Origin of the sequence: Maricaulis maris (assembly GCF_003634045.1) — a bacterium.
GTDB lineage: Bacteria > Pseudomonadota > Alphaproteobacteria > Caulobacterales > Maricaulaceae > Maricaulis > Maricaulis maris.
In genome coordinates this window covers 478,861-503,995 of record NZ_RBIM01000003.1, presented here as the reverse complement: position 1 = coordinate 503,995, position 25,135 = coordinate 478,861, and the positions used below count along the sequence as shown (strand labels likewise).

Genomic DNA, 25,135 nt, shown 5'->3' with positions numbered 1-25,135 from the left:
TCTTTGCGTTGCAGGGGCTGGCTCTAGAGTCCGGGCGTCTGGACCCGACGGCCATGACATTGCGTGTCCTCGGTCGTGCCGGAGATCTCGAAGGTGCCGGTGGTCCGGTCGATGCGGATGCGGGCGTGGCGCAGCGTGTCCATGCCGATCACCATGGCCGGTTCGTCGGCCCAGCCCAGCGCGTCGAAGACATCGAGGTCGGATTGCAGCGCCGCGGAGCGTTCCACGCACAGGCCGCCGATCTGGAGTTGGCGCAGCATGACCGGTCGTGCCTCCTCGCCTTCGGCATCCTCGATACCGCTGACATGGATGTCGAAATTGAACTGGATGCCGGGGTCATAAAGATGGCGGCGCAGCTGCCGGTTGATCAGCGTATGGGAGCTGCCGGTATCAATGATGACATGGACCGGTGCGGAACGGCGGCGCAGGCGCGCCTCGCCGATCAACAGGCCGCGCCGTTCGACCTGTCCGTCCGGATGCTCCGCGGCGGCGCTGTCGAGAATGAGGGCGAGGTCGTCGACATCGATCTCGTAGCGGTCGGACAGGATCGCGTCGGCACCGAGCAGGCCGGCGACGGGCAGGGGATGGTCGGCCGGAACCGGGATCACGACGCTGTTCAGTCCGACCGGCGGCGCGCCGGGAATGCCAAGCTGTGCGATGTCGTGCCGCTCGGCGTCGAAACGGGCATTGAGCGACTGGACGAGATCATAACTTTCCCACTGCGAGACAAAGCCGATGGCTTCGGCCACAGGCTGGGCAATCGCCGTATTGCTGGCGCCGGTATCGAGGATGAAGGTGAGCGGATCACCGCCTTCCAGTGTCACCGGGAGCAGAAGATGGCCGCTGGGTGCGCGTTGCAATTCGATCCGCGACTGGGCGTTGCCGGGGCCGGTCATGGTGGCCGTCAGGGCCAGCATGCTGCCGGCGAGGCAGAGCGCGCGGACGGATGCGCGGGTCGTGTTGGCGATTGTGTCGGTTTTGGTCGTCATGCCTACCCCTGTGTGTTCGGCCGCAATGCGCAGGCAGCCCCCAACCGGCGCAGGATGACAGCGCGAACGCGGATGGTTCGAGCCGGGCCTTTCAACACGTTAGCGGTGGCTCCGCGGCTTCGCCATCATTCCCGGGTCCGCTCTCCTCAATGTGATCGGCGCCGACAGCAAAGCTGTCGGCGCCTGATCGTCAGAACGTGCTGCGGGCACTGATCTGGAAAGTTCGACCCATCGAGGTATTGCGATAGTCGATCCCGTCGATGATGCCGCTGGCACGCGATCCGTCATAGAAGATGCGCTGGCGGTCATCGCCGGTATTGAATACCGCATCGACCTGGGCGCGGAGCGTGACGCCGAAGAAGCGGGTGGTCTCGACATAAATGTCCAGGTCACCATCGGTATTGTCGTGGTGCTGGAATTCCCGCGACCGGTGCACTTCCCCGTCGGAGAGCCAGAAATAGTCCCAGCCCCAGGCCATCTGGCTTTGTGGGAAGGTCTGGCGATAGTCGAGCCGCAACTCCCACTCCCGCGTGCCGGACCATTGACGGTTCTCGCCCGTCAGCGGGTCCTCGACATTGGTGTCGTACCATTCGAGGAAGACATCCAGTACCGCGTTATTGATACCCAGCGTGTCGAGCGGGGTGGTCAGATTGCCGGTCACGCGCAGATTGGTGCCGTCGCCGATATTGCCCGGCGCGTCGAAAACGCCGGTCGGGGTGACGATGGAGACCCAGCCGTCGAGATCCTCGACCCAGTCATAGCCGATCTGCAGCGAGAAGGAGCCGGCATCGCCGAAGCGTCGCTCCCACTCGCCTTCCAGCGTCCATGTGCGTTGCGGCACATAGTCCGGATTGCCGAGGGTGGAGTTGTTGTCGGTGACATCGACCGAGGAGGCGAACTTGCCGAAATCCAGCTGGTCGACATCGCGGCGGCCGGTGAAACGAAAGCGGTTACGGTCGTCGGAGCGGTAGTTCAGCGTCACGCTCGGCTTGGGATAGGTGAAGGAACGGGTCTGCTGGGCGTCGCCGGTCTGGGCGATTTCCGAAAATTCATAGCGCAACCCGCTCTCGAGGCTGAAGCGGTCATTGATCTGCCAGACATGGTTGGCGAAGATTTCACTGCGGCTTTCCTCGACCCGGGTCTCGGCGACCGGCAGGTCGATCGGCGTGATGGTCGTGCCATCATTCTCGGATAGCGCGAGATGGGTTTCGCGGGAATTGCTGGCGTGCTCGCCGCCGAATTCCAGGGAGTGGCGGTCATTGGGGTCCCAGGACAGGGTCTGGCGAAGGGCGGTTTCTTCCATTTCCGCGCCGGCACTGACGATGATCGAATCGGTGAAGCCGGATACCGGGTCGTAATTCTCGTAGGCTTCCGGCCCGTCTTCCCAGCGTTCCCGGGTGGCCAGAAGCATGGTTTCCAGGGAAATCTCTTCGTTCAGGTCACGCTGGTAGGAGAGGGTTCCCGAATACAGGCTGCCATGATTTTCGGTCTCGTTGTGCTCGAGCCGGTGCGGGGTGAGCGTCGCGCCGGAGACGCTGTAATACTCGGCAAAGCGCACCCGGTGCCAGGTCCATAGATTGGCGCGGGCATCCATGCGCAGGCGCGAGTTGTCGTTGATGTCCCAATTCATGGACCAACTCGGCGCGAACTCTTCATACTGGCGCTGATCATTGTCGGATCCACGGGCAAATTCGACGCCGCTGGCATCGTGCCGGGATTCCCGGCGACGCAGGCGATTGCCGCTCATGCCGGTATCGAGACCGAAGGTCATTTCGGTCGGGCCGACCGGTGTCGTGTAGGAGGCGATGATGCGCGGGCCCAGCCGTCCGCTGTCGGAGATCTGCACGCGCGCATCCCAGGACCCGGATCGACCGGCGCCCTCGCGCAACACCACATTCACCAGCCGCGAATGGCCGCGCATGTCATACTGCGGCAGGGCTTCCTGGATCAGCTCGATGCGTTCGACATCATCGACCGGAATACGCTGCAGCACCGTCTCCAGAGACAGCGACTTGTTGGACGGACGTCGTCCGTTGATCAGAAGATTGCCGAAGGCATCGCCCAGCCCGCGGCGGCTGGTATCGCCGTTCGACAGGCCGAAGCCCGGAACCCGCGACACCATGTCCAGCGCCGTGACCGGCGCGTAATCCGTGAAAAATCCCGGCTGATAGGCGGCGACGCCAGCCTCGGTCTGCACTTGTGTTGCGCTGCCGGTGGCCGGCGCGTCCTGTATGGCCAATACAGGCGTGCTCAAGAACGCACCGATAAAAATACCGGCGGCCCCGTTCAATAAAATCCCTCGCATAATGTCCCTACGCTTTGTACCTGCCCAACTCCCCGATGCCGTGCTCTAGGGGTGACGCGCCGGTGGCGCTAGGTAAGCTTCCGTAAGGTTCGTCACAGACCCGTTATGCCGCGCCTGCTCAGTCGGGATGCGCCTCTCGACAAGTCATTGAACAGGTTCGGTTTATTATCGCGCCGGGTCCGCGCTGGTCTTGTAATAAATCGGATATGAAATTTTGGTCAGGTCCGAAATCAGCCCTTTCAGCCGCCTGAACCACCGACCGTCAGGCCGGAAATTTTCAGGCTTGGCTGGCCAACGCCGACCGGCACGCCCTGGCCGGCCTTGCCGCAGACGCCGACGCCCGGATCCATTTCGAAATCATCGCCGATCATGGTGATCTGGGTGAGGGCGGTCGGACCGTCGCCGATCAGCGTCGCGCCCTTGACCGGTGCCACGATCTTGCCGTCCTGGACGCGATAGGCCTCGGTGCACTGGAAGACGAATTTGCCGGAGGTGATGTCGACCTGGCCGCCGCCGAAATTTACGGCATAGATGCCGTCCTTCAGACTTTCGACCATTTCCTCGCGCTTGTGCTGACCGGCCAGCATGTAGGTGTTGGTCATGCGCGGCAGCGGCGGGTGGGCATAGGACTGGCGACGACCATTGCCGGTCGGCGTCTGACCCATCAGGCGGGCATTCATGCGGTCCTGCATATAGCCGGTCAGGATGCCGTCCTCGATCAGGACCGAGCGTTCGGTCGGCGTGCCTTCATCGTCAATGGTCAGCGAACCGCGCCGTTCCGGCATGGTGCCGTCATCGATCACGGTGACACCCTTGGCGGCGACCTGCTGGCCCATGCGGCCGGCAAAGGCGGATGAACCCTTGCGGTTGAAATCGCCTTCCAGCCCGTGGCCGACAGCTTCGTGCAGCAATACTGCCGGCCAGCCGGAGCCAAGCACGACATCAAATACGCCGGCGGGTGCGTCCACTGCGTCCAGATTGACCCGGGCAATGCGCAGCGCCTCGTCGGCCAGGGGTTTCCAGGCATCCGGCGTGATCCAGCGATCAAATTCGGCGCGCCCGCCAGCGCCGGCCGAGCCGGTTTCGCGGCGACCCTTGCGCTCGACCGTCACCGAGACGTTGAGGCGGACCAGGGGGCGGATGTCGGTTTTCAGATCACCATCGGCGCGCAGGATCGACACCGAGCGTTTGGCGCCGGCGATCGAGGCCGAGACCTGGACCACGCTGGCGTCCTTGGTCCGGCAATAGGCGTCGATTTCCTGCAGCAAGGCGGCCTTGGTCTCGAAACCGGGGCGGGCGACCGGGTCGATCGCGTCATAGAGTTTGCGATTGGTGCCGGCGGGTGGTGGTGCCAGCACGCCGGCATGGCCGCGCTTGACCGCAGCGGCCGCTTCGGCAGCGCGTTTGACCGCGTCCAGGCTGGGGTCGGAGGAGTGGGCATAGCCAAAGGCCTCGCCAGCCACGCAGCGCAGGCCGAAGCCGCGCGACGAATCGAGATTGGCGGCTTTCAGGCGGCCATCGTCGAAGACGAGTGATTCGGCGACCTCGGTCTCGAGGAAGAGTTCCCCGTCATCGGCGCCGCGCAGGGCGTCATGCAGAATCGGCTGCACACTGTCGGCATCAAAATCGAACTGGCTGATCGGATCATCGGACATGATGCGCGCACTCCCGGGGGTTTCTCGACATCATACATAGTCGAGGCAGCCCCGGGGGTGAACACACCGCCCTGCAGTCCGGGCAGTCATCGCGGCCGGTTTCCGCTCCCGGTCAGCGTGAATTGACGCGGAACCGGGCAAGCTCGGCGTCCGGTTGCTGCCAACCGGGCCGCAAATGGCGAGCCTGCCGATAGGAATCATAGGCTGCAGCCAGCTCTCCGAGTGCTTCCAGTGCGACGCCCCGGTTGAACCAAGCATCGGCCTCGCTGTCGCCGCGGCCCCGGATCGCAATATCCGCTTCAGCCACCGCTTCCTGATACCGGCCGAGGCGAATGAGCGCGCTCGACCGGTTCACGGCGAGCACTGCGGTGGGGATGATGTCCATGCGTTGTGCCGCGTCGAAGTCGGCAATGGCGTCCGTGGCGCGGCCGCGATGAATGTTCAATATGCCGCGATTGACCAAAGTCGCAGCTCGATCACGGCGCGTGACGCGGATGTCCTGCATCGCCATGTCGCAGTCACGAAGGGACGCCGTGTCGTCACGCTGGTGAAGGGCGTGGTCGTAACAGGTGGCGGCCGGTGAACGCCCGAGCACCAGAAGCTGGGCGTCGGCAGGGCCGGTACTCATACAAACCATCAGGGCGGCGAGTGAGACGAATAGACGCATCGGTCGCTCCTTTCCGTTGCTGTGAACCGCTCCATGATAAGCTCAGAAGGAAATAACCGGTGATCATAACTTCGCGAGCTGGGCATGCGGCCTTTTACAGACGGGTTTTCTCCTGTAAGGCGGCGCCCAGTGTGAATGACACGAGAAAAAATGCCGTTGATGGCCTGACAGGGCAGGAGACGGTCTCTATATTCCGCCGCCATCGGTGGGGGATTCCCGCCTTAATGCCTGACTTGTATGGGGAAGCCATGCGATTCCTGACCGCACTTGCGCTCACTTGGACGACTTTCGCCGCCGGCGCGTTCGCCACGCCCGGCCAGCCGACTGACGGAGCGCTGGGCTTTCAGCCTGCCGTGACGCCAATCATGGAGGAGGTCGTCTCCTTCCATAACATCCTGCTGGTGTTGATCACCGTGATCACGCTTTTCGTGATGGGCCTGCTGATCTACGTCATGATCCGCTACAACCGGAAGACCAATCCGACGCCTTCCAAGAACAGCCACAACACGCTGCTCGAAGTCGTCTGGACGGCCGTGCCGGTGCTGATCCTGATCGGGATCGCGATCCCGTCCTTCCCGCTGCTCTACCTGCAGGACGAGATTCCGCCGGAAATCGACTTCACATTGAAGGCGACCGGCAATCAGTGGAACTGGTCCTATGAGTATCCCGACCATGAAGTCGCGGAATACTTCTCGAACATGGTCGAGGAAGAGGACCTCCAGCCGGGTCAGCTGCGCAACCTGTCGGTCGACTACCCGCTGGTGGTGCCGGTCGATGCGACGGTCCGCCTGCAGGTGACCGCCTCGGACGTGATCCACAACTGGGCCATGCCGTCTTTCGGCACCAAGATGGACGCCATTCCGGGCCGCATCAACGAAGCCTGGTTCCAGGCGACGCAGGAAGGCGTCTACTACGGTCAGTGCTCGGAGCTGTGCGGTCTGCGCCATGCTTTCATGCCGATCGAAGTGCATGTCGTTCCCCAGGACGTTTTCGACGCCTGGATCGCGGCCAAGGCCGAGGACGAATATTCCGAGGCCGCTGACGCGATCATTGCTCAATACACTGCCGCGCGGGAAACGCGCCTGGCGCAACTCGACTAGGGATGGGCTGAACCATGTCTGCTGACGCCGCAACGCACGACGATCACACTCCCAGCATGTGGGACTGGCGCCGCTGGGTGCTGTCCACCAACCACAAGGACATCGGCACGATGTACCTGGTCTTCGCGATCTTCGCGGGGATCATCGGTGGTGGCTTGTCCGGCCTGATCCGCTGGGAATTGATGGAGCCGGGTCTCCAGGTCTTCACGGGTGAGGATACCGGCTGGGGTGCCATTTTCGGCAATGCCCACAATTATAACGTCGTGACCACGATGCACGCCCTGATCATGATCTTCTTCATGGTCATGCCGGCGATGATCGGTGGTTTCGGCAACTGGTTCGTGCCGCTGATGATCGGCGCGCCCGACATGGCCTTCCCGCGCATGAACAACATCTCCTTCTGGCTGCTGCCGGCCTCGTTCGCGCTGGCCCTGATGTCGATGTTCGTGCCGGGTGCCGGTGCCGATCTCGGTTTCGGTGGCGGCTGGGTGCTTTACCCGCCGCTCTCGACCTCCGGCCATAACGGTCCGGCGATGGATCTTCTGATCCTGTCGCTGCACATTGCCGGTATCTCGTCGATCCTCGGTGCCATCAACTTCATTACCACCATCTTCAACATGCGCGCACCGGGCATGACCATCCACAAGATGCCGCTCTTCGTGTGGTCGGTGCTGGTGACGGTCTTCCTGCTGCTGCTGTCGCTGCCGGTTCTGGCCGGCGCCCTGACGATGCTGCTGACCGACCGCAATTTCGGCACGGCCTTCTTCGCGCCGGAAGGCGGCGGTGACCCGGTGATGTACCAGCACCTGTTCTGGTTCTTCGGTCACCCGGAAGTCTACATCCTCATCCTGCCCGGTTTCGGCATCATCTCGCACATCGTCTCGACCTTCTCGCGCAAGCCGATCTTCGGCTATCTCGGGATGGCCTATGCGATGGTGGCAATCGGCTTCATCGGTTTCATCGTGTGGGCGCACCACATGTACACCGTCGGCATGCCGGTTGATCTGAAGGCCTATTTCGTGGCCGCGACCATGGTGATCGCGGTGCCAACGGGCATCAAGATCTTCTCCTGGATCGCCACCATGTGGGGCGGCTCGATGGAATTCCGGACCCCGATGATGTGGGCCATCGGCTTCATCTTCCTGTTCACCGTCGGTGGTGTGACCGGTGTGGTGCTCGCCAATGCCGGCGTCGACCAGCCCCTGCACGACACTTATTACGTCGTGGCGCACTTCCACTATGTGCTGTCGCTGGGTGCGGTGTTCGCGATCTTTGCCGGCTGGTACTACTGGTTCGAGAAGATTTTCGGCGTGAAGTACAATTCCTTCCTGGCACGCGCCCAGTTTTTCTTCTTCTTCATCGGCGCCAACGTGATCTTCTTCCCGCAGCACTTCCTGGGCCTGCAGGGCATGCCGCGTCGCTATGTCGACTATGCTGACGGTTTCGCGTTCTGGAACGCGGTATCGTCTTGGGGATATGTGATCATGCTGATCGGCATGGTGCTCTTCTTCGCGGTGCTGGTTGACGCGATCATCCGCCGCCGCAAGGGCGAGGCCAATCCGTGGGGTGAAGGCGCAACCACGCTGGAGTGGACCCTGTCCTCACCGCCGCCCTTCCACCAGTTCTCGGAACTGCCGAAGATCAAATAGGACGGACACTTGGACACCATCGTGACCCCAAGCGACCATCGCGCAGAGGGCGAGGCTGTTTCGACAGCCTCGCCCCGCGACTATTTTGACCTGATGAAACCGCGGGTGATGACGCTGGTCGTCTTCACTGCCTTTGCCGGCCTCATCGCGGCACCGGTCGATGCCGATCCCTTCTTGGCCTTCATGTCCATCCTCTGCCTGGCCGTCGGTGCCGGCGCGGCGGGCGCGTTGAACATGGCCTATGACGCCGATATCGATGCGACCATGCAGCGCACCCGCAAGCGGCCGATCCCGCGCGGCGTGGTCTCGGTGGCCAATGCCTATGGTTTTGGCGTCGTGGCCTCGATCCTGTCGGTGCTGCTGATGGCGCTGGCGAGCAATTATCTCGCGGCCGGCCTGCTGGCCTTCTCGATCTTCTTCTATGCCGTCATCTATACGATGATCCTCAAGCGCTCGACGCCGCAGAATATCGTGATTGGCGGCGCGGCCGGCGCCTTCCCGCCGATGATCGGCTGGGTCGCGGTGACGGGCGAGATTTCGCTCGATGCGGTCATCCTCTTCATGATCATCTTCCTGTGGACGCCGCCGCACTCCTGGGCGCTGGCGCTCTACAAGTCCGGCGATTACGCCGCGGCCAATGTGCCGATGATGCCGGTCGCCAAGGGCGCCAAATCGACCCGCCTGCAAATCCTGCTCTATTCCGTTGTGCTGGTGATCTTTGCCGGCGCGCCGGTGCTGACCGGGCTGGGCGGCGCCGTCTATGGCGCGACCTCGGTTGGCGGCGGCGCGCTCTTTCTGCTGCTGGCCTGGCGGATTTTCCGCTCGCGCGCCGGCGAGGCGGGCTCGGCGGAAGAAGGCGCGCTTTATGCTGTCCGCGCCGGCGACAAGGCGGCGCGCGACCTGTTCGCCTACTCCATCGGTTACCTCACGGTGCTATTTGCCGCATTGATTGTTGAGCATGCATTTGGTGCATATGTGGCCATTCCCGGAGTGAGCCCATGACGCAAGACAATCATCTGACGAGTGCCCGCGAAGGCCAGCCGACCGGCGAGAGCCTCAAGCTGACGCCGGAGCAGGAAGCCGCCCGCAAGAAACGCAATGTTGTCATCGCCTGGTCGCTGGTTGCGTTCATGGTCGCTGTCTTTGCGATCACCGTGGTGCGCCTGAGCCAGAATATCGCGGCGGGAGCGGGAACATGATCCGCCGTCCGCTGAACAAGAATGCGCGCGTCGCCGTCTTTGCAGCGCTGACCGCAGCGCTGATGGTCGGTGCGGCCTATGCCGCGGTGCCGCTTTACGACCTGTTCTGCAAGGTCACGGGTTATGGCGGCACGACCCAGGTCGCGGTCGGCGAGGCCGGCGAGATCCTGGACCGTGAAGTCACTGTCTATTTCGACGCCAACACCAATCGCAACCTGCCCTGGAGCTTCGAGCCGGCGCAGCGTTCGATCACGGTGCGGGTCGGCGAAACCGCGCTCGCCTATTACACGGCGACGAATAATTCCAGCCAGCCGGTGACCGGTGTGGCGACCTATAATGTCGCGCCCTACAAGGCGGCGGCCTATTTTTCGAAACTGGAATGTTTCTGCTTCACCGAGCAGACATTGCAGCCGGGCGAGAGCATCGAGATGCCGGTCCTGTTTTTCGTCGATCCGCTGATTGATGAAGAACAGCGCATGGATGATGTCGCTTCGATCACCTTGTCCTATACGTTTTTTGAGTCCCAAGACGGGGCCTCGGCCAACGCCGACGCCGCGCCTTAGCATTGAACCTTTCAGGTGTGCCGCGTATCAGGGGCACACTTCGCTGATTTGAGATCGCAGGAGATTCGCGATGGCTGGGCATGCTGCCAAACACGACTACCACCTGGTTGACCCGAGCCCGTGGCCGTTTGTGGGCTCGGTGGGCGCCTTCCTTCTGGCCATCGGTGCCGTCGGCAACATGGCCGGCCTGGTCCACGCCGAACATCCGGTCGCCTTCATGTATGCGGAAGGTTCCTGGGGCGGCCTCGCACTCGGCTTCGCCATCGTCATCTGGACGATGATCGGCTGGTGGGGCGACATGATCAAAGAGTCCAAGCGCGGCGACCATACGGCCGTTGTCGATATCGGCATGCGCTATGGCATGATCCTGTTCATCGCATCGGAAGTCATGTTCTTCGTGGCCTGGTTCTGGGCCTTCTTCGAATACGCCATCTTCCACGATGTCCGCATTGATCCGGCGCTGGCCACCTGGCCGCCGGCCGGGGTCGAGACCTTCAATCCCTGGCACATCCCGCTGATGAACACGCTGATCCTGCTGCTCTCGGGCACCACGGTCACCTGGGCCCACCACGCCCTGCAGCATGATGACCGCAAGGGCGCCATCAACGGCCTGATCGTCACGGTGATCCTGGGGGCCTGTTTCACCGCCCTGCAGATCGTCGAATATGCCGAAGCCGGCTTTGCCTTCTCGATGGCCGATGGCGGCAATCTCTATGGCTCGACCTTCTTCATGGCGACCGGCTTCCACGGCGCGCACGTGCTGATCGGGACCATCTTCCTCGCCGTCTGCCTGTTCCGCCTGCTGGCCGGCCAGATGAGCGCGAAGAAGCATTTCGGTCTCGAAGCCGCCGCTTGGTACTGGCACTTCGTTGACGTGGTCTGGCTCTTCCTGTTCGCCTTCGTCTACGTGGTCTATCAGGGCTGATAATCGACATGGACAAACCCTCCCCGTTTTCGACAGGCCTTCAGGGGCGCTGCCCGAAATGCGGGGAGGGGGCCATGTTTGACGGCCTCCTGAAAATCGCGCCGCGCTGCGATGTCTGCGGCGCTGATTTCGAAAGCGCCGATGTCGGCGACGGGGCGTCGGTCTTTGTCCTGTTCATCGTCGGTTTTCTGGCCATGGTCCTCTTCCTCCTGGTCGAGGCCGCTTTCCACCCGGCCTGGTGGGTTCACGCGCTGCTTCAGCTCCCCTTCGTGCCGGTCGCGTGCATCGCGACCCTGCGTCCGATCAAGGGGCTGTTGTTTGCGCTGCAATTCCAGCATGACGCCCAGGAGGCGCGGCTGGACGATTGAGGTCGGCTGCCGGCCCCGCCCCAGGTGATGGACACCAACCGATATGCCCCGCTTCCGGCCGCTCCCGCTGCTCACCGTCTTCACCATCGCCAGCCTCGCCTTGCTGGCCTGGTTGGGCACTTGGCAGATGCAGCGCATGGCCTGGAAGTCCGAGCAGATAGCGGCGTGGCAGACGCGTGGTGACGCTGTCAGCTTCCGCGACGCCCTGTGTGCGCCAAGCGGTGATGTCTTCTCGCCGCCAGTGACCGGCCCGGTGCCGCTGACAGGCGAGACGCTGCGATATTACACCATGCGCGAGAGTGCCGGCTGGATGCGGCTGGCCCTGATGCCGGTACCGGCCTGCGAAACCGGTTCGCCGGATCGCTACCTGCTGGTGGAAGTGGCGTTTGAGGACTTGCAGTCGGCGCAGCAAGTCACGGCGCGGCGCTGGCGCATTGAAACACCACCCGGCGGTACTGTTTTCAGTCCGCGAAACGATCCGGATACCAATCAGTGGTATACCCTTGATGCAGACGCGATGGCGGCGGCGCTTGGCATCCCTTCCGACAGCTTGCTGCCGGTCTGGGCCCGCGCCGATACCGGCATGCCGCCTTCGCTGAGCCGGACGCCGCCGGCCAAGCATTTGGGTTACGCCCTGACCTGGTATGGTCTGGCGCTGGCCCTGATCGGGGTGTATCTCGCCCTGCACGCCAGCCGCGGACGGCTGCGACTTACCGCGCCATCGCAAGATGGCGACAAGATCAAGAAGGCGGACTAGTATCCGCCCCGACCTGGAGATGGAATTTGGCAGTCTGGCGCGAAACTTCCTGGGACGAGACCCTGACCGGACAGGGCATAAGGCTGCGAGCCCCGACCCTGTCTGACTATGAAGACTGGGCCAAGCTGCGCAGCGCCTCGCGGACCCATACCGAGCCCTGGGAACCGGCCTGGACCAGCGACGAACTGTCCAAGGGCGCTTTCCGCCGCCGTATCGAACGCTATCAGGCCGACCGAGAGGGCGGGCTGGGTTATCCCTTCTTTGTGGTGCGATCGCGTGACGACGTTCTGTTGGGGGCCTGCAATCTGAACAATGTCCGGCGCGGCGTCCTGCAATCAGCCGATATCGGCTATTGGATCGGCTCGCCCTATGTCCGCAAGGGGCATACCCGCGCCGCGGTGCGCCGGATGCTGGCCTTCGCGTTTGACGAATTGCGGTTGCACCGTGTCGAAGCGGCCTGCCAGCCATCCAACACCGCGTCGCGCACCTTGCTTGAATCGGTCGGATTCACGCTTGAGGGTCGGTCGCGCGCCTTTCTCAACATTGCTGGCGATTGGCGTGATCACGACCGTTTTGCCATCATCGCCACCGACCCGCGCCAATGACCGAAACGGGGTTTGAAGCCGGCGTCAGGGCCGCAGGCGCGGTGGCGTTTGCCTGTGACACGGATATCGGCGAGGTGCGCCTGACCGGCGATGCCGCGGCCTTCGGTCTCGAAGCCGCGACGATGGACTGGCAGGCCTTTCTCGACCGACTCGGTCCCGCCGATCAGATCCGCCTGTCGGACGCCATCGCGCAGGATCATGTTGATCTGCGTATCCGGCTGATCGGGGCCGGTGGTCAACTTTCCTATGTCCGCCTGCTCGGCCGTCGCAACGGGTCGGGTCGGGTTGAGGGCCTGATGACTCCGGCCGGCGCAACCCGCGACCTGGCGGGCCGGATCGGCGAGGAACACGCGCTGGCCAATGGCGTCGACAATGGCGAAGTCCTGGCCTGGTACCAGCCGATCATCGCCCTCGACACCGGACGCCTGGCCGGTTTTGAGGCCCTGGCTCGCTGGGACCGGCCCGGCGTCGGCGTGTTGGCCCCCGATGATTTCCTGGTGATGGCCGGCGAACTCGACCTGCTCAACCGTATCAGCACCAAAGTGCGAGGTCATGCCGCCGCCGACCTGTCGTCCTGGCGGGTGGCGCATCCGACGGCCCACAACATTTTCATTTCCGCCAATGCAACGGTCAGCGAGCTGGTTGATCCGGCGTTCGTGACTGGCCTTCTGAAAGTTGTTTCGGACGCGAAGCTTCCGCCCGGCGCCTTCAAGCTGGAGATCGCCGAAACCGAGATCATGCAGGATCCGGATATGGCCGCAGCCGCCATGCAGCGCCTCAATGGCGGCGGCGTCTCACTGGCGCTTGATGATTTCGGCACCGGCTATTCCTCGCTGGCCCGGCTCGACATGCTGCCGTTCGATGTGGTCAAGATCGACCGCTATTTCATCCGTGCCATGGCGGGTGATGAAGCTGCCGGGACCGTTGTGAAGTCGGTGATCCAGCTGGCCACGCATTTCGGTATGAAAGTGGTCGCCGAAGGAATCGAGAATGCCGCCGCCGCAGAGCGGCTTGCCGCCATGGGCTGCCAATACGCGCAGGGCTATCGCTATGCCGGTGCGCTGGCACCCGATGCGGCCGAGAAGGCCGTTGTCGAAGGCGTCAGCGGCCGTTTCCTGCCGCCACTTCCGGCTCAGGCCTGACTGCGCAGGCGCTTCAACGTGCCGGAAAAGTTCAGGCAGGGCGTGCCGTCGGCCGTGATCAGCCCGCGCACAAAAATCAGCGATCCGCCGGCCCGTAACACCTCGCCGCGCGCCTCGATCAATTGTCCTTCGCTGGCACCGGCGATGAATTCGGAGGTGAAGGCGACGGTGACGCCATAGCCGGACGGGGCGAGGGCTTCGTGGGCGATCCCGAACAGCGCGAAATCGGCAAAACTCATCAGGCAGCCGCCATGAACCGCGCCCATCCCGTTGAGATGGCGGCGTTCGGCGCGAAACGCCATTTCAGGCCCCTCGGCGCCCACCCGCATGTGGAAGGGTCCGGCTGTCTGTTCAAACGGGTCGTCGGGCCAGATGCGCCAGCCGGCGAACTCGCCGGTTTCTACGATTAGGGGAGCCATGATGCGTGTCCGGACTGAGGGCGACGGTCAGGCGTGACCGGAAAGGGCGGAGAGGTGTTCGGGGCTGACGCCGATCAGATCGAGTGCCCGCTGCCATTTGTCGGCATCGCCGGTGTCGAAGACAAGGGTCTCGTCCAGCTCGATCACCAGCCAGGCATTGGCGGCCAGTTCCTGTTCCAGCTGGCCGGCACCCCAGCCGGCATAGCCCAGCGCCAGAAGGCTGCGCTGCGGCGGGTGCGATGAGGCAATCGCGTCGAGCACGTCCTTGGTCGCGGTGAGTCCGATGCGCGGACTGACGGGCAGGGTGGCTTCGAGGCTGGAATAGTCCCGCGTGTGCAGCACAAAGCCGCGATCCTGATCGACCGGACCGCCAATCAGCACCGGCGTGTCGGGCGCGGGCCGGATACCGTCGACGCCCAATTGCTCAAACAATTCAGGCAGGCGCAGATCATCGGCCGGCTTGTTGATGATGATCCCCATCGCGTGGTCCGGGCTGTGATCGCACATCACGATGACGGTGCGGTCAAAGCGCGGATCGCCAATGCTCGGCGTTGCAATCAAAAGCTTGCCGCCGAGGAAGGTCTCGTCCACATCTGTCGAACTAGCAGGAGCCATGGCTGCCATGTTCCCCCCAAATGGGGGATGCGTCCAGCCGGGTTCCCGCTATCTTGCCGTGCGGATACCCGCCATTACTGATCCACAGGAGAATTGCCATGACCATTTCGGTCGGAGATCGCCTTCCCGCCGCCACCTTCATGACCATGACGGCGGACGGCCCGAACAAGCTGAGCACGGATGACGTGTTTGCCGGCAAGACCGTCGCCCTGTTCGCGGTGCCGGGTGCCTTCACGCCGACCTGTTCGGCCAAACACCTGCCGGGCTTTGTCGAGAAGGCCGCTGAAATCCGCGCCAAGGGCGTCGACACGATCGCCTGCCTGTCGGTCAATGATGTCTTCGTCATGGACGCCTGGGGCAAGTCCCAGAATGCCGGTGATGATGTCGTGATGCTGGCAGACGGCAATGGTGAGTTCGCCAAGGCGGTCGGCCTGGAAATGGACGGCACCGGCTTTGGCATGGGCGTGCGGGCACAGCGTTTTTCCATCCTGGTGAAGGATGGCGTGGTAGCCGAGCTCAATGTCGAGGCGCCGGGTGAATTCAAGGTATCGTCGGCCGACCACATTCTCGGCCAGCTCTAGGCCTTTCCGGCCGCCTCCCTGCGGGAGGTTCAACACAAAAACTGGGGGTTCGCATGGACTTTGGATTGATCGGTATTGGTGTCCTTTTCCTGCTGGCACTGTTCATCATCGCGTCGGTGATCAAAACGGTGCCGCAAGGCAAGGAATTTACCGTCGAGCGTTTCGGACGCTTCACGCGAACCCTCAAACCCGGCCTCCACTTTCTGATGCCATTCGTCGACACGGTCGGCTACAAGATGAACATGCGCGAGCGCGTGCTCGACGTGCCCAATCAGGACGTCATCACCAAGGACAATGCGACGGTTTCGGTCGACGCGGTTGTCTTCATCCAGGTGCTGGACGCGCCGCGGGCGGCCTATGAAGTCGATAATCTCGACTTCGCCATCATCAACCTGTCGCTGACCAATGTGCGGACGGTGATCGGTGCGATGGACCTGGACGAGACCCTGTCCAAGCGTGACGAGATCAATGCGCGCCTGCTCAGCGTCATCGATGCGGCTACCAATCCCTGGGGCGCCAAGGTCACCCGGATGGAGATCCGCGACTTGTCGCCGCCGGTCGACATCACCGAGGCCATGGCCCGGCAGATGAAGGCCGAACGCCTGAAGCGGGCCGAGATCCTGGAAGCGGAAGGCTCGAAACAGTCTGCCATCCTGCGCGCAGAGGGTGAGAAGGAAGCCGCCATCCGCGAGGCCGAAGGCCGCAAGGAAAGTGCTTTCCTGGACGCCGAAGCCCGTGAGCGGGAAGCCGAAGCCGAGGCCCGCGCGACCCAGATGGTGTCGGATGCCATCAGCAAGGGCGATGTGTCGGCCATCAACTACTTCCTCGGCCAGAAATACATCGAGGCCTTCGGAAAACTGGCAACCAGTGACCAACAACGCACGGTCATCATCCCGGCGGAGTTCTCCAACATCCTGTCGACGATCACGGGTGTCGGTGAACTCGGCAAGGCGGCCCATGACGCGGTCTCCGAAGCGACCCGCAAGGGCTAGGTCTGATTTGGTTGAGAAGGAGGTGTCATGATGGATTTGTTGTTGTCGGTCTTTGACCGCATGAATCTCTGGGCCTGGTGGGCGATCTCCGGCGTGATCCTGATCGCCGAGCTGCTCACCGGCACCACCTATCTCCTGTGGCCGGCCGCAGCGGCCTTCCTGACCGGTTTCGTGGCGCTGGAAGTGCTCGGCGTGAGCTGGCCGGTCCAGCTGGTGGTCTTCGCCATGCTGTCGGTGGTCCTGCTGTGGGCCGGCGACCGCTGGGTTCGTCCGGCGATGAAGGCCGGTGCCGGCAGCGGGCTGAACGACCGTTCTTCCCGCATGGTGGGTCAGCGGGTCATCGTTGTTGCCGACTTCGCGGCCGGTCGTGGCCGGGTGAAATATGGCGACAGCGAATGGGCCGCCGAGACGTCGGACGGGAGTGATCCGGCAAGCGGTGCCACGCTCACCGTTGAAGCGATCAATGGTGTGGTCCTGAGAGTTGCTTCGTAAGTGAAGTAAGTGAACGAACCCTGTGCATATCATATGACAGGGTTCGTTCAATTTTTAGCGTTTCGAGAAAGCGCATCGCAATTTCATCGGCCTACACCCCGCTCGCAGTCGTAACCAACAACGCCCGAGTGAGCGCCATGAAAAACGAATTCCTCTCCGCCCTTGTCTGTCTGTCCGCCATTGCCGCCCCCGTCGCCCTGAGCGCCCCGGCCTCTGCCAATAACGGCCCCGAGCGCGAAAGCGTCGAGCTGGTTGCCCCGGAATACCCGCGTGGCGCCGAACGTCGCGGCATTGAGGGCTCAGTTCGCATTGCCTATTCGATCGACGCTGACGGCAATGTCGTGAACGCCCAGATCGTCGAAGCCAGCCCGGAAGGCGTTTTTGATCGCGCCGCGCTTGCCGCGATCGAAAACTGGCGTTACGCGCCGGCCGCCGCCCAGACCGATGGTCACTCCCGTGAACTGGAATTCCGCCTCGGCGAGTAAGCTTGCTTAACCCAGCCGTGACTGAAGAGCCGCCCCGGCCCGGGCGGCTCTTTACGTTTTCTTGCCCATTTCCGCCGAGGCTGAACGTTTCGATTGCCAGTAACGCCAGCCACGGACCCCGTCATGCCGGAAATCTGCGAAGAAGATCGCCTTGCAGCGCTGCATGCGCTGGGTCTGCTCGACACCGGTGTTGAGGCGGGATACGAGGCGATTACCGATCTGGTGACAGCGGTGACCGGCGCCCGCATGGCGGCCGTCTCGCTGGTCGATCGTGACCGGCAATGGTTCAAGTCGGCCGTCAACCTGCCGGCCCGAGAGACACCGAGATCCTGGGCTTTTTGTCATCACGCGATCCAGCAGGGTGATGTCTACGAAGTGCATGATGCACGGACCAATCCGTTGTTCGCGGACAATCCACTCGTTACCGGCGAACCCCATATCCGCGGGTATGCCGGCGTGCCGATCAGTCTCCCGACGGGGGAGAAACTGGGCACATTGTGTGCGATCCACGACGCTCCCCTGGCCCTGGATGAGAGCGCACGAAACCGCCTCATATCATTGGCGCGGATGATTGAGGAACTGATCCGGGAGCGCACGGATGCGCGTGAACACGAACGCCTCGCACTGGTTGCCCGTCACACCCACAATTCGGTCGTGATCACGGACCGTGATGGTGTGATTGATTGGGTGAACCCGGCCTTCGAACGCCTGTCCGGCTACACGCTTGCGGAGGTCCGCGGTCGCCTGCCTGGCACGTTCCTTCTGTGCCCGAATTCCGACCCCGGCGCCATAAAGACGCTGGCCGCGGCGGTCCGGGAGGGCACGGAATGCCAGGTGGAACTCGTCAACCGCGCCAAGAATGGTGCCGAGTACACCATTCTCATCGAATTGACGCCCATTCGGGACGAGGACGGGCGTTGTACCGGCTTCATGTCGGTCCAGACGGATATCACGGCGCAGATAGAGACGCGTGAACGGCTGAGCCGGGCGCTGCGCGAAACCCAGTCCCTGATGGACGTCATCCGGCAACACACTGTGTTCAGTGTGACCGACCCGGCCGGTGTCGTCACTGATGTCAATGACGCGTTCTGCCGACAAAGCGGGTACTCGAAGGAAGAAATTCTCGGCAAGACGCATCAGTCCCTGCTGAGCTCAGGCATGCATTCGGACGCGTTCTGGGCGGAGATGCGATCGACGATCAAGGCGGGCCGACCCTGGCGCGGGGAAATCTGCAATCGCAACAAGTCCGGCGAGCTGTTCTGGGTCGATTCAATCGTCGCGCCGCAGATGAATGCGGACGGCGAAATCGAGCGCTACATATTCATCCGCTTTGACATCACGAACCGCAAACACGTTGAAGCCGGTCTGGCCGCCAGCCAAAGGCAGCTTGAGGCATCGCTGGAACGACTCTCGGCGGTCACCGAATTGGGCGGGATCGGGAGTTGGGAAGTCGATCTCGACACGATGACGCCGATCTGGGACGACATCACTCGCAAAATCCACGAAGTCGATACGGACTATGTTCCGAACATGGACACCGCGATCGATTTCTATGCACCGGAGAGCCGCGGGCCGATCTCGGAAGCGGTTGCACATTGCATTGAAACCGGTGAGCCGTGGGACTTGGAGCTTCCGCTGATTACAGCGAAAAACAGGCGAGTCTGGGTTCGCGCGGTCGGACGCCGGGTCCTCCGGGACGGGAAGCCGATCCGCTTGGTCGGCTCGTTCCAGGACGTGTCTGAACGTCGCGAACGCGAGGAAGAAGTGCGTCTCATATCGACGAGACTCGAAGTCGCGCTTGAGAGCTCCGGCATTGGCGTCTGGGACGTCTGCCCGCCAACCGGCGAATATCATTGGGATGATGGCAGTCGCCGCTTGTTCGGCATCGCCGACGATTCGCCCAATCCTGCGCCGGATGACTGGGTCAACGGGATACACCCGGATGATCGTGAGGGCGTATCGGCAGCCTTGGCGAACGCCTACGCATCCAAAACCCATGTCCGACGTGAGTATCGCTATCGCCGGTCCGATGGCGGTTACCGGCACATCCGCTCCTTCGGGGTCTATCGGGAGCGCCTTGATGCGCCGCCGATCATCACCGGCGTTCATATGGACGTGACGGCCGATATCGAGCAGGCCGCCGCCCTGGAACTCGCCCGCGAACGCGCTGAGAGCGCCAGCCATGCGAAGTCCCAATTCCTTGCGAATATGAGCCATGAAATCCGGACGCCGCTCAATGGCGTTCTGGGCATGACACAGGTCCTCCACATGACCGAGCTGACCGAACAGCAGTCACGGCATGTCGAAACCATTCGCAGTTCCGGCCAGGCATTGGCTGATCTCATCGACGACATCCTGGACATCTCGAAGATTGAGTCCGGCATGATCGAGCTTGAGCAGCGGGCGTTCGAGATGCCGGAACTGGTCGCGATGGTCAGCGATATCACGCGATTGCGCGCGCAGGAGAAACAGCTCGCACTGGATACGTCCCTGGCGCCTGACGTTGCGAAAATTGTCGTGGGTGATGAAAAACGGTTGCGGCAAATCCTGATCAATATCGTCGGCAATGCCGTGAAGTTCACCGATAGCGGCCGGGTCAGCATCGATATTCGTGCCGGGGACGGCGATCTGGTCCAGTTTCGGATCAGTGATACCGGGCCGGGAATTGAACCGGGCCATCTCGCCAGTATTTTTGACCGCTTTGCCCAGGCCGATAATTCAATCACGCGCCAATATGGCGGCACCGGCCTGGGACTCGCCATCTGCCACGAACTGGTGACCTTGATGGGCGGTGAGATCGGGGTCGAGAGCGTGCCCGGCGAAGGGTCGACCTTCTGGTTCAATCTTCCCCTTCCGGCCGCCGATGACCAAGAGTTGTCCAAGACGCCGGTCATGACCTCGCGCCAGACCGGCGACGACAATACGGGACGCCGGATTCTGGTGGTCGACGATGTGCAGGCCAACCTGATGGTGCTCACCGCCCTGCTGCAGAACAATCAGTACGAGATCATCACGGCGGGCAATGGGCTTGAGGCCCTCGACCTGCTCGATACCAATCGTTTCGACGCCGTGTTGATGGATATCCAGATGCCCGTGATGGCGGGGGATGAGGCGATCCGGCGTATTCGCGCGTCCGGGACCAGCCATGCCGATATCCCGATTTTTGCCCTCACCGCCGACGCGACCCGGGCAACACGGGAATTGTGCGCGCGTATCGGCGCAACCGGCTATTTCACCAAGCCGCTGAACTTGCCGGATGTGCTGGACGCCTTGCGGCGCGAGACCGCGGACGCGCCTGGCGCGGGGACAGGTGGCGGACAGTCGCGCTACGGCTAGCGCCCGCGCGCTTCGGCGAGGCCTTCGCGGGCGAGTTCGTCGGCGCGCTCATTGCCGGGATCTCCGGCATGGCCTTTCACCCAGCGCCAGTCGATCGTGTGCGACCGGGTGAGATCGTCCAGCCGCTGCCACAAATCGACATTCTTGACCGGCTTCTTGTCGGCCGTCTTCCAGCCCCGCTTTTTCCAGCCATGGATCCATTTTGTGATGCCGTCGCGCAGATAGACGCTGTCGGTGATCAGGATGACCGAGCGGTCCGCTTTCTTGAGCGCTTCCAGGGCCTGGATGGCCGCCATCATTTCCATGCGGTTATTGGTGGTGTCGGCCTCGCCGCCCTTTAATTCCTTGCGGTGGCCATTCCATTCCAGGATCGCCCCCCAGCCGCCGGGGCCGGGATTGCCGGAACAGGCGCCGTCCGTGTGGATGGTGATGGTGCTCACAACGGGTATTTCCTCGCCATGTCATCAAGACCGGCCTCAATGATTTCTTCAAGGACGGCCATGTCGATATCGGCCAGCTTGTTGATGTAGAGGCATGATTTGCCGATCTTGTGCTTGCCGAGGCGGGCGAGCTTGTCGGAATAGTCGGCATAGCCGGGCATGATGTAGAGGACGAGATTGGCTTTGCGCGGCGAAAAGCCCGTGCGCATGAAATCGCCTTCGCGTCCACTTTCATATTTGTAGTGATACTCACCGAAACCGATGATGGACGGTCCCCACATGCGCGGCTGCCAACCGGTTATCCGTTGCATCATGGCCAGCATGGTTTCGGCGTCGGCGCGGCGGGTCGGGTTCTCGATGCTGGCAATGAATTCAGACGCTGATGTCGCGCTCGGCTGGGTCTTGTTCTCGGCCATGATGCCCTCCTCAGGCGACGACACGGGGAAGTTTGAAGACAACATCCTCATCGGTGACGCGGATGTCTTCGAGGCTGATATCATAGCGCGTTCTGAAGGCTTCGATCAGCCCTTCGACGAGGTCTTCCGGTGCCGAGGCGCCGGCGGTGATGCCGACGGTGCGGATGGCGCCGAGACTGTCCCAATCGACATCGGCGGCGCATGAAACCAGGGCCGCCCGACGGGCGCCGGCACGCTGGGCGACTTCGACAAGGCGGACCGAGTTCGAGGAATTGGGCGATCCGATCACGAAGACAATGTCGCTGCGCGGCGCCATCGCCTTGACCGCAGCCTGACGATTGGTGGTGGCGTAACAGATGTCTTCCTTGTGCGGCGCCTTCATGTCGGGAAAGCGCGCGTGCAGCGCCTCGACAATGGCCGAGGTGTCGTCGACCGATAGCGTGGTCTGGGTGACAAAGGCGATCCGCGCCGGGTCCTTCGGCTCGAAACGGCCGGCATCTTCGACGGTCTCGACCAGGCTGATGGCGCCATCGGGCAATTGACCCATCGTGCCGACCACTTCCGGGTGACCGGCATGGCCGATCAGGATGATTTCATCCCCATTGGCAAAATGGCGTTGGGCTTCAACATGGACCTTGGAGACCAGCGGGCAGGTGGCGTCGACATAGATCATTTCGCGACGTTCCGCTTCGGCCGGCACGGTCTTGGGCACGCCATGGGCCGAGAAGACGACCGGGCGGTCGGTCGGGCATTCATCCAGCTCTTCCACGAAAACGGCGCCCAAGGCCTCCAGCCGTTCGACGACATGGCGGTTGTGAACGATCTCGTGGCGGACATAGACCGGCGCGCCGAAGCGTTCGATCGCGCGCTCGACGATCTGGATTGCCCGGTCGACACCGGCGCAGAAGCCGCGCGGAGCAGCACGCAATATGGTCAGCGGGGGGCGGGGTGTCGCGGTCACGCTCATCTCTCCTTCAGCGATGGCGTTGCGGAAGCGGCATCTCCATCGTATGACCGTCCTAACAAAGTGCCCGGGTCCAAGCCAGCGGCCGGGTCTGTTTCCAGGACAGGTAGTACATAATGTCGTTCAAATCCGCGCGTTCTCTTGCCCTCATTGCCGCGATGTCCGGCTTGCTGTCCTCGTGCCAGAGCGTCACGAACGTGCTGGCGGACCCGGAACCGAATGCCGGCCCGTGCCCGTCAGCCCTGTCGCTTTACGATGCCCATCGTATCGTCGAGCTGCGTGATGGCGAAGTGGCATATGAGAATGTCGGATTTACCGGCGAAGTGCTCGCGGTGCGCTCCTTGTGCAGCTATTACGGGGAACGACCGATCCTGGCCAATCTGGAGATCGACTTCGGTTTTGGACGTGGTCCCGCAGCCCAGGGTCGCGAGCGCACCTATGAGTTTTTTGTCGCCATTACCCGCCGCGACATGGCTGTGATTGAAAAGGAAATCTTCCCGATCCGGGTCCGTTTCGATGCGGATGAGGATCGGGTATTCCTGACCGAGACCATTGATGCCATCTCCATCCCGCGTGCCGACGAGGGCACGTCGGGGACCAATTTCGAGATCCTGGTCGGCTTTGAGCTGACCGATGAACAACTCGCATTCAACCGCTCCGGCCAGCGTTTCCGCGTGGCAGCCGGCCAGGACTAAACTCATGCCGTCTATTGCCGATCAGCTCAGCAGCGTGCTGGGCGACGCGTTTGCTTCCCTCGAGCTTCCGCGTGAGCTGGGCCGTGTGACGCCGTCCAAGCAGAACCCGGAAGTCTTTCCTTTCCAGTGCAATGGCGCCATGCCGGCGGCCAAGCAGGCGAAGACCAATCCGCGCGAACTGGCCACCAAGCTGATCGAGGCGCTGCACGGCATCCCGCAGATCGGCGCTGCCGAGATTGCCGGCCCCGGCTTCATCAATTTGCGTCCCGCCGATCATCTCTACGGTGAGCGCGCCGCCGAGATCGCTGCCGATGAGCGCGCCGGCGCGCCGCTGACTGATGCGCCCAAGACGGTGATGATCGATTTCGGTGGCCCCAATGTCGCCAAGCCGATGCATGTCGGCCATCTGCGGTCCTCGGTGCTCGGTGACAGCCTGCAACGTCTGTTCCGCTTCCGCGGTGACAAGGTCGTGTCCGACATCCATCTCGGCGATTGGGGCCTGCAGATGGGTCATCTGATCACCGAGCTGCGCCAGGAACAGCCGGACCTGGTCTATTTCGACGCCGATCATGCGGGTAACTACCCGTCAGAGCCACCGGTCAATATCGAGGACCTGGCGCGCCTTTACCCCCAGGCCTCCGCTGCTGCCAAGGCCGATCCGGCGCGGCTGGAAATCTCCCGCACCGCGACCGCCGAACTGCAGGCCGGTCGGGCCGGTTACCGCGCCTTGCTGCGTCATTTCATCGAGGTCTCTGTTGCCGCCCTGAAGTGCGATTTCGGGGCGCTGGGTGTGCATTTCGACCTGTGGAAGGGCGAGAGCGATGTCGATCCCCTGATCCCCGGCCTGGTCGAGGATTTCAAGGCCCGCGGCGTGGCCGAACAGAGCGAGGGCGCCTGGGTTGTCCGTGTCGCCCGCGACGGTGACAAGAAGGAGCTGGCGCCGCTCATCCTCGTCACATCCGGTGGTGCATCGCTTTATGGAACCACCGATCTGGCAACCATTCTCGACCGCAAGCAATCGGTCGGTCCGGACCTGACCCTCTATGTCGTCGATTTGGCCCAATCTGACCATTTCGAGCAGGTTTTCCGCGCCGCTGAAAAAGCCGGTCTGGCCGCCGAAGGCGCACTGGAGCATGTGAAATTCGGTACCGTCAACGGCACCGACGGCAAGCGCTTGCGGACCCGCGATGGCGGCACCTTCCGTCTCGCCGACCTGATTTCCAGCGCCATCGAACGCGCCGATGAACGCCTCAAGGAGGCGGGTCTTGCTGCCGATGTCGGCGCCGAAGAGCATGATCGGGTCGCCCGGATGGTCGGACTGGCGGCGATCAAGTTTGCCGATCTGCAGAATTACCGGACCACGAATTACGTCTTCGATCTCGACCGCTTCACCAGTTTCGAAGGCAAGACCGGCCCCTACCTTCTCTACGCCGCCGTGCGCGTGAAATCCCTGATGCGCCGGGCTGAAGAGGCCGGCGTGAAGCCGGGCAGGATCGCGATTGACGCCCAGGAAGAGCGCGATCTCCTGCTGGCGCTCGACGCCTTTGGTGCCGCCCTCGACCAGGCGATCGAAAACCGAGCGCCCAACGCCATCTGTGACCATGCCTTCACCCTGGCCCAGGCCTTCTCGAAATTCTACGCCGCCTGCCCGGTCCTGGTCGCCGAAGACGACGCCGTGAAGGCCTCCCGCCTGGCGTTGGCGCAAGCGACACTGAAACAGCTCGAGCTGTGTTTGCACCTGGTGGGACTCGAGGCGCCGGAGCGGATGTAGGTAGC

At 62.7% G+C, this 25,135-nt stretch carries 26 protein-coding genes; 17 read left to right on the top strand and 9 right to left on the bottom strand.

The annotated features are described in order from the left end of the window. Nucleotides 1-23: 23 nt before the first annotated feature. From C7435_RS08340 to C7435_RS08325, 4 genes are all read right to left on the bottom strand, one after another. A complete protein-coding gene (locus tag C7435_RS08340) occupies nt 24-989 on the bottom strand; it encodes a retroviral-like aspartic protease family protein (protein WP_121210797.1) in 966 nt (321 codons plus the stop codon). 190 nt (nt 990-1,179) lie between these two features. Next, a complete protein-coding gene (locus C7435_RS08335; protein WP_170150398.1) occupies nt 1,180-3,243 on the bottom strand; it encodes a TonB-dependent receptor plug domain-containing protein in 2,064 nt (687 codons plus the stop codon). Nucleotides 3,244-3,533: 290 nt separating this feature from the next. Further along, entirely contained in the window at nt 3,534-4,949 is a 1,416-nt protein-coding gene (gene tldD, locus C7435_RS08330; RefSeq protein WP_075189089.1) for a metalloprotease TldD, read from the bottom strand. 112 nt (nt 4,950-5,061) lie between these two features. Next, on the bottom strand, nt 5,062-5,616 hold the full coding sequence (locus C7435_RS08325) for a tetratricopeptide repeat protein (RefSeq protein ID WP_075189088.1): 555 nt from the start codon (nt 5,614-5,616) through the stop codon (nt 5,062-5,064). Between the two features lie 248 nt (nt 5,617-5,864). On the opposite strand from C7435_RS08325, the gene coxB reads away from it, so the two are divergent. The 10 genes from coxB (at nt 5,865) to C7435_RS08275 (ending at nt 13,924) form a co-directional block, all read left to right on the top strand. After that, nucleotides 5,865-6,716, top strand: a complete 852-nt coding sequence (gene coxB / locus C7435_RS08320; RefSeq protein ID WP_233350716.1) for a cytochrome c oxidase subunit II — start codon at nt 5,865-5,867, stop codon at nt 6,714-6,716. 14 nt (nt 6,717-6,730) lie between these two features. Then, nucleotides 6,731-8,365: a cytochrome c oxidase subunit I gene (gene ctaD, locus C7435_RS08315; protein ID WP_121210791.1), complete on the top strand. Its 1,635-nt coding sequence runs from the start codon at nt 6,731-6,733 to the stop codon at nt 8,363-8,365. A 9-nt stretch (nt 8,366-8,374) separates the two neighbouring features. After that, nucleotides 8,375-9,367 (top strand): heme o synthase, encoded by a 993-nt coding sequence (locus C7435_RS08310; protein ID WP_121210789.1) that lies wholly within the window; start codon nt 8,375-8,377, stop codon nt 9,365-9,367. Beyond that, the gene (locus tag C7435_RS08305; RefSeq protein WP_121210788.1) at nt 9,364-9,564 is read left to right on the top strand and encodes a cytochrome c oxidase system small membrane protein; all 201 of its coding nucleotides are present in this window, start codon (nt 9,364-9,366) and stop codon (nt 9,562-9,564) included. The genes C7435_RS08310 and C7435_RS08305 overlap by 4 nt, the downstream gene beginning before the upstream one ends. Beyond that, a complete protein-coding gene (locus tag C7435_RS08300; protein ID WP_075189083.1) occupies nt 9,561-10,127 on the top strand; it encodes a cytochrome c oxidase assembly protein in 567 nt (188 codons plus the stop codon). Before C7435_RS08305 ends, C7435_RS08300 begins: the two co-directional genes overlap by 4 nt. A 70-nt stretch (nt 10,128-10,197) precedes the next feature. Next, complete coding sequence (locus C7435_RS08295) at nt 10,198-11,052, top strand: cytochrome c oxidase subunit 3 (RefSeq protein WP_075189082.1); 855 nt, start codon at nt 10,198-10,200, stop codon at nt 11,050-11,052. A 74-nt stretch (nt 11,053-11,126) separates the two neighbouring features. After that, entirely contained in the window at nt 11,127-11,420 is a 294-nt protein-coding gene (locus C7435_RS08290) for a DUF983 domain-containing protein (protein ID WP_233350715.1), read from the top strand. A 43-nt stretch (nt 11,421-11,463) separates the two neighbouring features. After that, complete coding sequence (locus C7435_RS08285; RefSeq protein ID WP_121210783.1) at nt 11,464-12,177, top strand: SURF1 family protein; 714 nt, start codon at nt 11,464-11,466, stop codon at nt 12,175-12,177. 26 nt (nt 12,178-12,203) lie between these two features. After that, nucleotides 12,204-12,782, top strand: a complete 579-nt coding sequence (locus C7435_RS08280; RefSeq protein WP_075189079.1) for a GNAT family N-acetyltransferase — start codon at nt 12,204-12,206, stop codon at nt 12,780-12,782. After that, nucleotides 12,779-13,924 carry an EAL domain-containing protein gene (locus C7435_RS08275; protein ID WP_121210782.1) on the top strand — a complete coding sequence of 382 codons (1,146 nt, stop codon included), beginning with the start codon at nt 12,779-12,781 and terminating at the stop codon, nt 13,922-13,924. The genes C7435_RS08280 and C7435_RS08275 overlap by 4 nt, the downstream gene beginning before the upstream one ends. Here the strand turns inward: C7435_RS08275 and C7435_RS08270 are convergent. Beyond that, nucleotides 13,915-14,343: a PaaI family thioesterase gene (locus C7435_RS08270; protein WP_075189077.1), complete on the bottom strand. Its 429-nt coding sequence runs from the start codon at nt 14,341-14,343 to the stop codon at nt 13,915-13,917. The genes C7435_RS08275 and C7435_RS08270 overlap by 10 nt on opposite strands. Nucleotides 14,344-14,370: 27 nt before the next feature. Next, complete coding sequence (locus C7435_RS08265; protein ID WP_121210915.1) at nt 14,371-14,958, bottom strand: YqgE/AlgH family protein; 588 nt, start codon at nt 14,956-14,958, stop codon at nt 14,371-14,373. Between the two features lie 98 nt (nt 14,959-15,056). Between C7435_RS08265 and C7435_RS08260 the strand changes: the two genes are divergently transcribed. The 5 genes from C7435_RS08260 (at nt 15,057) to C7435_RS08240 (ending at nt 20,844) form a co-directional block, all read left to right on the top strand. Beyond that, nucleotides 15,057-15,539: a peroxiredoxin gene (locus C7435_RS08260; RefSeq protein ID WP_075189075.1), complete on the top strand. Its 483-nt coding sequence runs from the start codon at nt 15,057-15,059 to the stop codon at nt 15,537-15,539. Nucleotides 15,540-15,592: 53 nt separating this feature from the next. After that, nucleotides 15,593-16,531, top strand: a complete 939-nt coding sequence (locus tag C7435_RS08255; RefSeq protein ID WP_121210780.1) for an SPFH domain-containing protein — start codon at nt 15,593-15,595, stop codon at nt 16,529-16,531. 27 nt (nt 16,532-16,558) lie between these two features. After that, complete coding sequence (locus tag C7435_RS08250) at nt 16,559-17,023, top strand: NfeD family protein (RefSeq protein ID WP_233350714.1); 465 nt, start codon at nt 16,559-16,561, stop codon at nt 17,021-17,023. A 137-nt stretch (nt 17,024-17,160) separates the two neighbouring features. Then, nucleotides 17,161-17,508 (top strand): energy transducer TonB, encoded by a 348-nt coding sequence (locus tag C7435_RS08245; RefSeq protein ID WP_075189073.1) that lies wholly within the window; start codon nt 17,161-17,163, stop codon nt 17,506-17,508. Nucleotides 17,509-17,631: 123 nt separating this feature from the next. Next, entirely contained in the window at nt 17,632-20,844 is a 3,213-nt protein-coding gene (locus C7435_RS08240; RefSeq protein ID WP_121210779.1) for a PAS domain-containing protein, read from the top strand. Here the strand turns inward: C7435_RS08240 and rnhA are convergent. From rnhA to ispH, 3 genes are read right to left on the bottom strand one after another with little or no spacing between them, the layout of a single operon-like run. Next, nucleotides 20,841-21,284 (bottom strand): ribonuclease HI, encoded by a 444-nt coding sequence (gene rnhA, locus C7435_RS08235; protein ID WP_121210777.1) that lies wholly within the window; start codon nt 21,282-21,284, stop codon nt 20,841-20,843. The two genes, C7435_RS08240 and rnhA, sit on opposite strands and share 4 nt — an antisense overlap. Continuing rightward, on the bottom strand, nt 21,281-21,700 hold the full coding sequence (locus tag C7435_RS08230) for a DUF1801 domain-containing protein (protein ID WP_121210776.1): 420 nt from the start codon (nt 21,698-21,700) through the stop codon (nt 21,281-21,283). The genes rnhA and C7435_RS08230 overlap by 4 nt, the downstream gene beginning before the upstream one ends. Before the next feature lie 10 nt (nt 21,701-21,710). After that, nucleotides 21,711-22,667: a 4-hydroxy-3-methylbut-2-enyl diphosphate reductase gene (gene ispH, locus C7435_RS08225; protein ID WP_075189069.1), complete on the bottom strand. Its 957-nt coding sequence runs from the start codon at nt 22,665-22,667 to the stop codon at nt 21,711-21,713. A gap of 113 nt (nt 22,668-22,780) precedes the next feature. Between ispH and C7435_RS08220 the strand changes: the two genes are divergently transcribed. Together C7435_RS08220 and argS are read left to right on the top strand one after the other, a co-directional pair. Next, nucleotides 22,781-23,359 carry a hypothetical protein gene (locus tag C7435_RS08220; protein WP_075189068.1) on the top strand — a complete coding sequence of 193 codons (579 nt, stop codon included), beginning with the start codon at nt 22,781-22,783 and terminating at the stop codon, nt 23,357-23,359. Nucleotides 23,360-23,363: 4 nt separating this feature from the next. After that, a complete protein-coding gene (argS, locus tag C7435_RS08215; RefSeq protein WP_121210774.1) occupies nt 23,364-25,130 on the top strand; it encodes an arginine--tRNA ligase in 1,767 nt (588 codons plus the stop codon). The last annotated feature ends 5 nt before the right edge of the window (nt 25,131-25,135 follow it).